The sequence below is a fragment of the Microlunatus sp. M237 genome (assembly GCF_056896895.1).
In genome coordinates this window covers 240,218-252,917 of sequence record NZ_JBXHBL010000004.1, presented here as the reverse complement: position 1 = coordinate 252,917, position 12,700 = coordinate 240,218, and the positions used below count along the sequence as shown (strand labels likewise).

Genomic DNA, 12,700 nt, shown 5'->3' with positions numbered 1-12,700 from the left:
ATCCCAGACGTCAACACAGTGAACCCGAACAGAAGGAGACACCATGAAGACCATGACCTGCCGCGCCCTCGGAGGGCCGTGCGATGTGGAGCACCGGGGCGAGAGCGCCGACGCCGTCATTCAGGAGCAGGACCGCCACCTCAAGGAGGCAGTGCAGGGCGGTGACGCCACCCACCAGGAAGCCCGCGACGCGATGAAGGGCCGCTGGCGACATCCCAAGAAGTCGATGGACTGGTATCGCGAGGTGAAGGAGACCTTCGCCGCGCTGCCCGAACACTGACCCACCCCAGCGTCCCCGGGGACCTCCTCGGCCGAGGACCGCGGCGCTAGCATGACGGGGCTGACCCCTTGCTCTGGAACGGACGCATGAAACCCGCCAATCTGCACGACGTGGCCCGGCTGGCAGGCGTCTCGCACCAGACGGTGTCGCGGGTGATCAACCACCACCCGAGCCTGCGACCGGACACCCGGGACCGGGTGCTGGCCGCGATCGCCGAGCTCGGCTACCGGCCGAACAACACAGCCCGGACGCTGGTGACCCGGACCAGCCGGACCGTCGGCGTCGTCTCGAGCGGTGACCCCCACTACGGTCCGGCGAGCACCTTGTCGGGATTCATCGCAGCCTGCCGGGCGGCGGGGTACGCCGTCCAGGTCGCCACCGTGCCCGAGACTCCGACGTCCTGGCCGGAAGCGGTCGCCGACCTCGTCGACCGCGGCGTCGATGGGGTGGTCGTGGTCGCCGCCCGGGTCCCCGAGCTGGCCTCGCTGCGGACTGTGCCTTTCGCCTCGCCCCTGGTGGCGGTGACCAGCGCCTCGGACACGCCGCTGCCGACGGTGTCGGTCGATCAGCGGGCCGGAGCGGCACTCGCCACCCAGACCCTGATCGCCGCCGGGCACCGGGAGATCGCCCACGTGAGCGGACGGTCGGACTTTCCCGACGCCATCGCCCGGGAAGACGGGTGGCGGACCGAGCTGGCGGCGGCCGGACTGCGGGTCCGCCGTCCGATGGCCGGCGACTGGTCGGCGAGCAGCGGCTATCGCATCGGCACCGAGCTGTTGGCCGACCGCGACGTGACCGCGGTCTTCAGCGGCAACGACCAGATGGCCCTGGGCCTGTTGCACGCCTTCGCCGCCGCCGGGGTGCGGGTGCCCGAGGACATCAGCGTGATCGGGTTCGACGACATCCCCGAGGCCGAGCACTTCTGGCCGCCGCTGACCACGATCCGGCAGGACTTCACCGAGGTCGGCCACGCCACCATGGCGCTGTTGCTCGCCCTGCTGGCGGGTGAAGAGGTGTACGACGTGACGATCCAGCCCGAGCTGGTCGTCCGCGCGTCCGTGCGACCCCGCTGAACCCCTGAACCCCTGAACCCGCTGAACCCCTGAACGTCAGCCTTGGGCCGGCGGCGGATTCCGCAGCGTGGCCGAGTGCAGCCGGAACCCTGCACCGGTCGGGTCGGTGACGTCGGCGATCCGGCCGAACGGCGTGTCCTCCGCGGGTCGCTGCACACTGCCGCCCAGCGACTGGACGGCCGCTTGGGCTGCATCGGTGTCCACGACGTTGAAGTAGACGACCCAGTGGGACGAGACGTCGGCGGGCAGGAATCCGGCGGAGTCCATCATGCCGGCCACCGGGTGCCCCCCGAGCTGGCCGTTGTAGTAGCGGAACTCGTCGGTGTCCGACATCTTCGCCACCTCCCAGCCGAACAAGGTGGGATAGAAAGCGGTCGTGGTGGCGAAGTCCTTGCTGTGATATTCGTTCCAGGTCACGGTGTTGGGCTCGTCGTACTTGGTGAACCCGGTGTGGGTGCCGCTCTGCCACAGCCCGAAGACGCCGCCGCCGGGATCGGCGAGGGCCGCCATGCCGCCCAGGTCCCCGACGCCCATGGGTGGCGCGATCACGCTGGCCCCGGCGCTCACCGCCGCCGCCAGGGTGGCGTCCAGATCGGCGCTGGAGAAGTAGGTGCTCCACATGTCCGTGCCCGGTTGCTGGTTGACCATCATCCCCGCCACCCGGTGTCCGCCGGAGCGGAAGGTGACGTAGCCGCCGAACTCCGGACCCGAGCTCTCAGCGTCCCAGCCGAAGAGCGAGCTGTAGAAGGGGACGGAGCGGTTCGGGTCGGAGCTGAACAGATCGATCCAGCACGGCGTACCGGGCGGGAAGGGCGTGTCGCGAGTCGTCATCCTTCGACGATAGAGCGCGGCGAGATTCGCGGCGGTCAAGTCGGCAGATTCGTTGGGCGTTGCCTCAGACCGGCTCGCTGCGGGTCGGTACGACCCCGGCGCGGAAGAGATAGGAGGTGAACAGGGTGACGCCGGTGACGTAGAGGACGCCGAGGAAGATGTGGGCACCGGCCGCCCCGGTCGAGCCGAGGATGAGCTGAGTGACGGTCAGCAGCAAGACGAGGATCGCCGCCAACGCTGTCCAGCGCGGGCCTCCGGAGCGGGCGTACAAGACGGCGGTGGCGACGGTGAGCAGGGCGACGACCCCGACGACGATGCCGTTCACCCCGTGTCCGTCACGCAGCGAGGGGCCGCCACCGGAGAGGAAGCCGGCGGCCAGTCCGGCCTGGCCGATGGCCAGCGACATCAGAATCGTCGCCTCCGTCTGCAGCAGCACCAGCAGTGGCGGTCTCTTCGGGCGAGGGGGCATGGCCGACAGTATGGCCGAGCCCGGTCGGAGCCGCAGCGATCGACGCGAGGCGAAAACCCTTGCCTTTGTTACTGGCCAGTAGCATAATCTAAGTTACTGGTCAGTAACTTCTGGCCGTCGCCCCTTTCGCACCGAGGTGTCCTTTCGTGAGCCACTACAAGTCCAACCTGCGCGACATCACGTTCAACCTCTTCGAGGTGCTGGGGCGCGGGGAGATCCTCGGCCACGGCCCGTACGAGGAGCTGGACCGAGAGACGGCCGAGGCGGTGCTGGCGGAGGTGGATCAGCTGGCCCGTACCAAGCTGGCGGAGTCGTTCGCGGTCTCCGACGCCGAGCCGCCGGTGTTCGACCCGGCGAGCCACAGCGTGACCTTGCCGGAGGCGTTCAAGAAGTCCTACCAGGCCTACATGGACGCCGGCTGGTATCGGCTCGAGCTGCCCACCGAGCTGGACGGCCAGCCCACGCCGCCGTCGCTGCAGTGGAGCGTGGCCGAGCTCATCCTCGGGGCCAGTCCGGCGACCTACATGTATGCCTCCGGCCCGACCTTCGGCTACGTCATGTGGGCCAACGGCACCGAGCGCGACAAGCGGATCGCCAAGATCATGATCGACCGGCAGTGGGGCGGCACCATGGTGCTGACCGAGCCTGACGCCGGCTCGGACGTGGGCGCCGGTCGCACCCGGGCGTACCCCCAGCCCGACGGCAGCTGGCACATCGAGGGCGTCAAGCGCTTCATCACCTCCGGCGAGCACGACCTGAGCGAGAACATCATGCATCTGGTGCTGGCTCGCCCGGTCGGGGTGGACGGCATCGGTGGCCCGGGGACGAAAGGGCTGTCGCTGTTCATGGTCCCCAAGCACCACTTCGACCTCGAAACCGGTGAGCTGACCGGTGAGCGCAACGGCGTCCACGTCACCAATGTCGAGCACAAGATGGGCATCAAGGTGTCCACCACCTGCGAGCTGACCTTCGGTGACGGCGCGCCGGCCAAGGGCTGGCTGCTGGGCGAGGTGCACGACGGCATCAAGCAGATGTTCCAGGTGATCGAACACGCGCGGATGCTGGTCGGCACCAAGGCCATCGCCACCTTGTCGACCGGCTATCTGAACGCGCTCGAGTATGCGAAGACCAGGATCCAGGGTGCGGACCTCACCCGGGCCAACGACAAGACCGCGCCCCGGGTGACGATCACCCACCACCCGGACGTACGCCGGTCACTGATGACCCAGAAGTCTTTTGTGGAAGGGATGCGGTCGCTGGTGCTCTACACCGCCAGCATCCAGGATCGGGTCTCGCTGGCTCGCGCCACCGGCACCTCAGACGCCGAGGCGGTGGCCCTCAACGACCTGCTGCTGCCGATCGTGAAGGGCTACGGCTCGGAGCGGTCGTGGGTGCTGCTGGGCACCGAGTCGTTGCAGACCTTCGGCGGCTCGGGCTTCCTCACCGACTACCCGCTCGAGCAGTACGTCCGTGACGCCAAGATCGACACTCTCTATGAGGGCACGACAGCCATCCAGGGCCAGGACCTGTTCTTCCGCAAGATCATCCGCGACCGCGGCCGGGCACTGGGCACCATCTCCACCGAGATCGCCGCCTTCGTGGCCCGCGGCGCAGGCAACGGTCAGCTCAAGGTGGAGCGCGAGCTCTTGGAGCGGGCCTTGGAGGATGTCGGGGAGATCGTCGGTGCCATGATCGGCGACCTCCAGTCGGCCGCCCCGGACGCGCCCCAAGGTGACGTCCGCAACGTCTACAAGGTCGGCCTGAACACCACGCGGTTGCTGATGGCGATGGGCGACGTGATCTGCGCCTGGTTGCTGCTGCGCGGTGCCGAGGTGGCCCTGGAGCGGCTGGGCACCGAGCTCAGCCCGGCGGAGCAGCGCTTCTACGAGGGCAAGGTGGCGTCGGGGCGCTGGTTCGCCCGGACGGTGCTGCCGCGGCTGGCGGCCGAGCGAATGATCGCCGAGAACACCGACCTCGCCGTGATGGATCTGGCCGAGGGCGCTTTCTGACGACACCCGTCCGATCGCTCAGACCAGCAACTGGTGCCGGGCCAGCTCGGCGTAGAGATCGCTGCTCTCAAGCAGGTGGCGGTGGGTGCCGGTCGCGACCACCCGACCGGCGTCCAGCAGCACGATCTGGTCGGCGTCGGCCACGGTGGCGAGGCGGTGGGCCACGATGATCACGGTGCGCCCGACCGCCGCCGAGCCGATCGCCTGCCGCATCGCCTGCTCGTTACGTCCGTCCAGGCTGGCGGTGGGCTCGTCCAGCAGCAGCAGTGGCGCGTCCCCGATCAGGGCGCGGGCGATCGCGAGCCGCTGACGCTCCCCACCGGACAGGCCGACGCCGTCGTCGCCCACCACGGCGTCCAACCCGTCAGGGTGCTGATCCACCCGCCCCAGCAGGTTGACCGACGCGAGGACGTCCCGGCTGCGCTGCTCGTCGGCGCCGGGAGCGGCCAGCAGCAGGTTCTCCCGGATGGTGCCGGCCAGCACCGGGGCGTCCTGCTCGACGTAACCGATCCGGGCCCGCAGCGCGGCCCGCGACATCGACGTCACGTCCACGCCGTCGATCCGGATGGTGCCCGACTGCGGCTCGTAGAACCGCTCGATCAACGCCAGCAGGGTGGACTTGCCGGATCCGGACGGTCCGACGATCGCCGTGGTCGAACCGCGCGCGACCCGCACGCTGACGTCGGCCAGGACCCTCTCGCCGTCCCGGTAGGCGAAGCAGACGCCGTCCAGGGCCAGTGCCTCCTCCCCGTCGCGGGCGAGCCCCGGGTGGTAATCCGGCTCGGCGGAGGGCTGGACCGCGTCGTCGTCCTCGGGCGTCAGGTCGAGGATCTCCTGGATCCGGGCCAGCCCGCCCAGGGCGCTGCGGACGGTGACGACGGCGCTGAACGCACTGCCCAGCGGCATCAGCATCATGAAGAGGAACAGGATGAAGGTGATCAGGTCCGCCACCGAGAGCGAACCGACCGCAACCCGATAGCCGCCAACACCCAGCACGGCGAGGAACGCGCCCTGGACCGCGAGGCCACTGATCGGCCAGAGGATCGCCCCGAGGCGGGCGATCTGGATGCCGAGTCGGTACGCCCCCTCGGCGTCGGACTCGAGCCGGCGGCCCTCGCGCTCGGTCGCGCCCGCGGCCCGGATGGTACGGATCCCGGAGAGGGCCCGCTCAACACCCGCCGCGACCAGACCCACAGCAGCCTGGGACGCCGAGGTGAGGGACTGGATCCGGGCGCTGGTGAGCACCACGCTGACCACCGCAACGGCGATGACCGCCACGGTGATAGCCAGCAGCATCGGGTCAAGCACGGCCATCGCGACCAGCGCCCCGACGAAGACCACGCCACCGCTGACGGCGTCCACCAGGCCGCCGGTCAACGCGGCCCGGATCAGCGTGGTGTCCGAACCGACCCTGGACACGAGATCGCCGGTCCGGCGCTGGTCGTACTCGGCGATCGGCAGCCGAAGCAGGCTGCGCAGGAGCTGACGGCGCGCGTCGAGCACCACCCCCTCGGCGGTCCGCTCCAGCAGGTATTGCTGGACGGCGCCCACCAGGCCCGCGCCGACGACGAGCGCCACCAGCGCCACCGCCGTTGAGCGGAAGCCCTGTCCGGCGCTGACGGCGGAGATGACCCGGTTGACCATCACCGGCTGAGCCAGCGTCAGCGCTGCACCCAGCAGGGACAGGGCCAGCACCAGGCCCAGGGTCCGGTGGTGCGTGCGCAGATAGCCCAGCAGCATCCGCAGTCGGGCCGGTGGCGGCTCGGCCGTCGAGATGGCCGCCGGGTCGGCGCCGTCATTCACGGGTGAACCGCGTGCCGCCGTACTTCTTGTGCACGGCCTGACGACTGACGCCGAGCACCCGGGCGATCTCCGCCCACGAGGCACCCCGGGTCCGCGCCCGCCGCACCACCGTCGCTTCAGCGCGGTTGATCTCGCGCTGCAGTTCTGCCACCGCAGCCAGGGCCCGGAGCGGGTCCTCGTCGCCGGCCTGAGCCACCAGTGCGCTCATCTGCTCATCCACCTCGCGATCCTCTCTGCCAGAACAACAATGTCAATCTAGATTGACGAATCCCGAGCTGTCAACCAAATATGACGATGTTGTCCTGGCGGAGAGGTTACGAGTGGGCTGGCGATGCGCCGTTCAGCGCTCCCCCGCCCGCGGGCGGTGCTCGAACGCAGCCGGCTTGGTCTGCATCGCCCGGATCCGCTCGACATCCAGCTTGCGTCCGCGCCGGAAGTCGAAGATGCCGTTCTGCTCCTGGAACACGTCAGTCAGCTGGGTGTAGCAGTAGCCGAACATGTTGGGGTCACTGAGCAGGACGTCGAAGAGGCCTTCGAGGCGCTGATAGAAGTCCTCCTCATCGGCCACCCGCTGGCCGTAGCCCCACGACTCGGTCGAGATGTCGCCCGCGGCGGCCGGGTCGGCGTTGGGGTCCCACCAGATGCCACCGAACTCGGACACGAAGTACGGCTGGCCGGCGTACGGGAGGGAGATCGCCGCCCCGTCGTGCTCGTTGGTGTAGGGCTGACCGGTGGACAAGCCGAGCATCTGGTCGGCGAACTTGGCCGGGTCCTGCTCGTAGTTGTGTGAGTCGTAGACGTCGGCCCCGCGGACCCGGTGGCTGTAGCCGGAGGTGTCCAGCACCGGTCGGGACGGGTCGGCGAGCTTCGTCGCGAGGTACATCGCGTGCGTCACGTCGTCGAGGACGGTGATCCGGTCATGGATGGGCTGGTAGGTCTCGTTCAGCGGGCACCAGCCGATGATGGACGGGTGGCTCTGGTCACGCTCCACCGCTTCCAGCCACTGGGTGACGAAGCTGGCCGTGGGCTGCTGGTGATCCCGCGGATGTCCGTACCCGCCGGCGCCCCAGTCGCCGAACTCGCCCCAGACGAGATAGCCCAGCCGGTCGGCGTGATAGAGGAAGCGCTCCTCGAATACCTTCTGGTGCAGCCGAGCGCCGTTGAAGCCAGCTTCCTGGGACAACGTGATGTCGGCGATCAGCGCCGCCTCGTCGGGGGCGGTCATCAAGCTGTCGGGCCAGTAACCCTGGTCGAGCACCAGCCGCTGGAAGATCTGCCGGCCGTTGATCAAGACGGCGTTACCGTCGATGGCCACCGAGCGGAGACCGGCATAGCTGGTCACGGTGTCGATCACCTGCTGGTCGCGCCCGATCAGCTCGATCCGCAGGTCGTACAGATGCGGGTCCTCCGGCGACCAGGTCCGCCGCTGGGAGGCAGGCACGGTGAGCACCACGGTCGGGGCCAGGTCCAGGTCCGCCGACACCGTGGCCTCGACCACGTCCAGGCCCCCGGTCGAGACGACCACCCGGACCGACGATCCCGGCAGGTTCTGGGTGAGCGGGGTGGTCACCGTGAACGACCCGCTGGCCAGCTGCGGCACGATCCGCGGCCGCCGCAGTGACACCGCCGGGACCGGCTCCAGCCACACGGTCTGCCAGATCCCCGTGGTCCGGGTGTAGTTGCAAGCGGCATTGGCGTACGCCACCGACTGCTTGCCACGGGCCTGTGGGCCGCTGCGCGGGTCACGGGCGCGGACGACGATGGTCGCCTCCTCACCCGGCGTCACCACGCCATGCAGGTCAGCGCTGAACGGGGTGAAGCCGCCGCGGTGCCGGGCGACCTCGACGCCGTTCACCCAGACCGTCGCGTCATGGTCGACGGCGGCGAAGTGCAGCAGGACATGGTCTGAGCCCCACTCGGCCGGCACGGTCACCGTGCGGCGATACCAGACGGCATGCAGGAAGTCGGTGTCGCCGATGCCCGACATGACCGACTCCGGCGCGAACGGGACCAAGATCTCCGACTTCAGCGGTCGCTCGCGCAGTCCCCGCTCCAACCCGCTGTCGCCGCGGTCGATCTCGAACTCCCAGGTGCCGTTGAGGCACAGCCAGCGGTCGCGGACCATCTGCGGACGGGGGTACTCCGGCTTCGGGCAGGCCTGGGTCGTCGCGCTGCTCTCAGCGGCGGGTGAGCTCATCGAATCATCCTTCGTTGCATGGTCGGTCGGCGATCGTGGCGACGACTCTAACCACTCCCGCCGATCACGCAACTCGGCCCCTTCCACCGTTGTAAATCGTGACGCCCGGCTCGGTCTCCATTCGTGGACATCTCGGCGAACAAGTCCAGTTGGGGCGCCGAAACTCTTGCGGGATAGGCGTCGGGCTTGAGAAGTTGGGGTCGCGTTGCTGACCGGACGCCCCCACCACGAGGAGAACGCCGCCATGGACCACTTTCCACGATGGAGGCGTACGGCGGCCGCCGCTGCCGCCCTCGCTCTGGCCGCGGGAATGCTCGCCGCCGCCCCCACCACGGCGACCGCCGCCGCGCCACTTCCCATCGCCGCCATCCAGGGCACCGGGGCGACCACCCCCTACGCCGGCCAGGCAGTGACCACCACACCGTCGGTGGTCACCGCGGTCTACGGCCAGGGCAGCACCGCGGAGCTGCGGGGATTCGTCATCCAGACTCCGGGCACCGGCGGCCGCAAGAACCTCGACTCCGCCTCCGACGCGGTGTTCGTCTTCATGAACAACACCGCGTTCGACGTGAAGATCGGCGACCAGGTCAAGATCACCGGTACGGCCGGCGAGTTCAACGGATTGACCCAAATCGCCGGATCGGTCGCCATCACCAAGGTCCCGGGCCGCTACGCACCGGTGCGGCCGGTGACCAGCAGCTGGGCGAGAACCGTGGCCAAGCGCGAGAACCTGGAGTCGATGCTCTACCGGAGCAGCGAGAAGTTCCTGGTGGCCGACACCTATCCCCTGCTGCGCTTCGGTGAGATCGGACTGGCCGCCGGCACCAAGCTGCCGGTGCAGCCCACCGACATCGGCGCCCCGAACAGCGCCGAAGCTGCCGCGCAGGTGGCACGCAACGCCGCCATCCGGGTCACCCTCGACGACGGCAGCAACCGGGGCTACACCCGCACCGAAGACCTGCCGGGGCGGACCCTGCCGTACCTGGGCGCACGTTCTGGGGTCACCGTCGGCGACAGCGCGACGCTGGACGAACCGGTGATCGTCGATTTCCGCAACAACGCGTGGAAGTTCAACCCGACCCGCCCGATCGTGGCCGGGGACGAGGTCGCCTCGATCCGCGCCGCCAGGACGGAGAAAGCACCCCGGGTCGGCGGCGCATTCTCGGTCGCCTCCTTCAACGTGCTGAACTACTTCACCACCACTGGCGAGGGACGCAACGGCTGCGTCGGGGAGAACCTGGACACCGAGGACAGCTACAACGTGTCCGCCGACTGCGACGCTCGCGGTGCGTGGGACGTCGCGGACCTGCGCCGGCAGCAGGACAAGATCACCACCGCGATCAACTCCTTGAACGCATCGGTGGTCGGACTGATGGAGATCGAGAACTCCGCCAAGCTCGGCGAGCCCGCGGATGAGGCGACGGCCACCCTGGTGCGGGCCCTCAATGCCGCGGCGGGTGAGCGGAAGTGGGCGTACGTACGCTCCTCTGGCCAGCTGCAGGCGGTGGCGGATCAGGACGTGATCACCAATGCGCTGATCTACCAGATCGATGAGGTGAAGCTGAACGGCACGGCGTACGCCCTCGGCGCCGAAGCCGGCAGCGACGGCGCCTTCGCCAACGCCCGCACCCCGATCGCCGCGTCCTTCACCGACCGCGCCGGCGGCCAGCCGATGCTGGTCGTGGTGAACCACTTCAAGTCCAAGAGCAGCAGTGCCGACGCCACCGGGAACAACGCTGACGTTGGCGACGGCCAGGGTGCGTTCAACGGCGACCGCGTCCGGCAGGCGAAAGCCCTGCTCGACTGGCTGCCCGGCCTGCAGGACGCCGCCCGGACCGACGCCACCGTGCTGCTCGGGGATTTCAACGCCTACACCGCCGAGGACCCGATGCGGGCGCTCTACGCCGGTGGGTATCGCAACGCCGCCCCTGCCGACGACTACTCATACAGCTTCTCCGGCCTGGCCGGGTCACTGGACCACATCCTCGTCAACCGTGACGCTCGCCAGCGGTTGACCAGGGCTGCGGTGTGGAACATCAACGCCGGCGAGTCGCCGGCCCTGGAGTACTCGACCTATCGGACCACTTCCCGCAACTACTACACCTCCGGCCCGCTGCGCTCCTCCGACCACGACCCCGTGGTCGCCGGCTTCAGCAAGGGACGACGCAGCGGCGAGACCGACCTGACGTTGCTCAACTTCAACGACTTCCACGGCCGGATCGCCGCCTCCAGCCCGAACACCGTCGGCTTCTTCGGCACCATCGAGGAGCAGCGGGAACTGGCCGGCGACGACAACACCTTGGTGCTGTCCGCGGGTGACAGCATCGGCGGTTCGCTGTTCACGTCCTCGGTCCAGCAGGACCAGCCGACCATCGACGCACTCAACGCCATCGGCCTGGACGCATCAGCGGTCGGCAACCACGAGTTCGACAAGGGCTTCGAGGACCTGACCGGCCGGGTGGCCACCGAGGCCGACTGGAGCTATCTGGGAGCCAATGTGTATCGCAAGGGCACCACCACCCCGGCCCTGCCCGAGTACGCCAGCTTCAAGCGGGCCGGCCTGACCGTGGCCGTCGTCGGTGCGGTGACCCGGGAGGTCCCGACGCTGGTGGCCGCGGGGGGTGTGGCCACGCTCGACTTCGGCGACCCCGTTGACGCGGTGAACCGGGTCGCCAAGAAGCTGAGCGACGGCAAGCGGTCCAACGGCGAGGCCGACGTGATCATCGCCGAATATCACGAGGGCGCGATCGAGGGGGCGGTCACCTCCGACCTCGCCGACCAGGTCGCCCGGGGAGGGATGTTCGCCAAGATCGTCCAGAACACCTCGGGCAGCGTGGACGCGATCTTCACCGCGCACACGCATCAGGCGTACGCCTGGGACGGGCCCGTTCCCGGCCACGCCGACCGCACCCGGCCGATCCTGCAGGCGGAGTCCTACGCCGCACTGCTGGGCAAGGTGACGCTGACCATCGACAAGCGCAGTGGTGAGGTGGTGGCCTACGACCACGAGAACCTCACCGTCACCACCACCCCGAACGCCGAGCTGGTGGCGGCCTACCCGCGGATTCGGACCATCAGCGGGATCGTCGACGCCGCCCTGGCCAAGGCGGCCGAGGTGGGCAATGTGGTCATCGGCTCAGCGACGGCGCCGATCACCCGGGCCTTCACCACCAACGCCCAGGGGCAGGCGGTGGAGGACCGGTCGGCTGAGTCCACGATCAGCAACCTGGTGGCGAACATGCTGCGCGACCAGCTGGCCGACCCGGCCCGGGGCGGTGCGCAGATCGGGATCCAGAACCCCGGCGGCAACCGCGCCGACCTCGATGCCGGCGACGTCACCTTCGGTGAGGCCGCGGCGGTGCTGCCGTTCGCCAACTCGCTGTTCACCGAGTCGCTGACCGGGACACAGTTCGAGACGCTGCTCGAGCAGCAGTGGCAGACCAACGAGGACGGCTCGCCGTTCACCGGCAGCCGGCCGTACCTGCAGCTCGGCCTGTCCGACAACGTCAGCTACAGCTACGACGCCTCGCTGCCGTGGGGCGCCCGGATCACGTCGGTCACCATCGACGGCAAGCCGCTGGACCCGAGCGCCACCTACCGGGTGGCGATGCCGAGCTTCCTCACCACCGGCGGGGACAACTTCCACGTCCTCAAGTACGGCGCCGACCGGCGCGACTCCGGCCTGATCGACCTCGACTCGTGGACTGACTACGTCACAGCCAAGAGCCCGCTGTCGCCGTCGTTCGCGAAGCGGTCGGTGTCGGTCAGCCCGTCTCCCTCGGCGCTCGCGCCGGGTCAGACGGTCACGTTCACCGTCAGCCGACTGGACCTGACCAGCACCGGCAGCCCGGCGACCACCTCGCTGACCGCGAGCCTGGCCGGGGAGCCGCTGGCCACCACACCGGTCAGCAACGGCTCGGCGACCGTCCAGTTCACCGTGCCTCCCGACTCCGCTCCGGGCAGCACCACCCTGGTGCTCACCACCGACACCCAGACCACGGTGAGCATCCCGGTCACCATCGGCTGAGCCCGCCGAGA

9 protein-coding genes are annotated in these 12,700 nt (G+C 69.1%); 4 read left to right on the top strand and 5 right to left on the bottom strand.

Features of this window, described 5'->3' with window-relative positions:
* The first annotated feature begins 43 nt into the window (after window positions 1–43).
* Window positions 44–280 carry a DUF1059 domain-containing protein gene (locus AC1XX3_RS17015; RefSeq protein WP_483322362.1) on the top strand — a complete coding sequence of 79 codons (237 nt, stop codon included), beginning with the start codon at window positions 44–46 and terminating at the stop codon, window positions 278–280.
* Window positions 281–366: 86 nt separating this feature from the next.
* Window positions 367–1,353: a LacI family DNA-binding transcriptional regulator gene (locus AC1XX3_RS17010; protein ID WP_483322361.1), complete on the top strand. Its 987-nt coding sequence runs from the start codon at window positions 367–369 to the stop codon at window positions 1,351–1,353.
* A gap of 36 nt (window positions 1,354–1,389) precedes the next feature.
* On the opposite strand, the gene AC1XX3_RS17005 is transcribed toward AC1XX3_RS17010, so the two are convergent.
* Window positions 1,390–2,184, bottom strand: coding sequence for a VOC family protein (locus AC1XX3_RS17005; RefSeq protein WP_483322360.1), 795 nt, complete (start codon window positions 2,182–2,184; stop codon window positions 1,390–1,392).
* 64 nt (window positions 2,185–2,248) lie between these two features.
* Window positions 2,249–2,653, bottom strand: a complete 405-nt coding sequence (locus AC1XX3_RS17000; RefSeq protein ID WP_483322359.1) for a hypothetical protein — start codon at window positions 2,651–2,653, stop codon at window positions 2,249–2,251.
* 146 nt (window positions 2,654–2,799) lie between these two features.
* Between AC1XX3_RS17000 and AC1XX3_RS16995 the strand changes: the two genes are divergently transcribed.
* On the top strand, window positions 2,800–4,662 hold the full coding sequence (locus AC1XX3_RS16995) for an acyl-CoA dehydrogenase (protein ID WP_483322358.1): 1,863 nt from the start codon (window positions 2,800–2,802) through the stop codon (window positions 4,660–4,662).
* Window positions 4,663–4,680: 18 nt separating this feature from the next.
* On the opposite strand, the gene AC1XX3_RS16990 is transcribed toward AC1XX3_RS16995, so the two are convergent.
* The 3 genes from AC1XX3_RS16990 to AC1XX3_RS16980 form a co-directional block, all read right to left on the bottom strand.
* On the bottom strand, window positions 4,681–6,465 hold the full coding sequence (locus AC1XX3_RS16990) for an ABC transporter ATP-binding protein (protein ID WP_483322357.1): 1,785 nt from the start codon (window positions 6,463–6,465) through the stop codon (window positions 4,681–4,683).
* On the bottom strand, window positions 6,458–6,685 hold the full coding sequence (locus AC1XX3_RS16985) for a hypothetical protein (RefSeq protein WP_483322356.1): 228 nt from the start codon (window positions 6,683–6,685) through the stop codon (window positions 6,458–6,460). The genes AC1XX3_RS16990 and AC1XX3_RS16985 overlap by 8 nt, the downstream gene beginning before the upstream one ends.
* A gap of 120 nt (window positions 6,686–6,805) precedes the next feature.
* A complete protein-coding gene (locus tag AC1XX3_RS16980) occupies window positions 6,806–8,662 on the bottom strand; it encodes a glycoside hydrolase family 2 protein (protein WP_483322355.1) in 1,857 nt (618 codons plus the stop codon).
* 244 nt (window positions 8,663–8,906) lie between these two features.
* Between AC1XX3_RS16980 and AC1XX3_RS16975 the strand changes: the two genes are divergently transcribed.
* Complete coding sequence (locus AC1XX3_RS16975) at window positions 8,907–12,689, top strand: ExeM/NucH family extracellular endonuclease (RefSeq protein WP_483322354.1); 3,783 nt, start codon at window positions 8,907–8,909, stop codon at window positions 12,687–12,689.
* Window positions 12,690–12,700 lie beyond the last annotated feature (11 nt).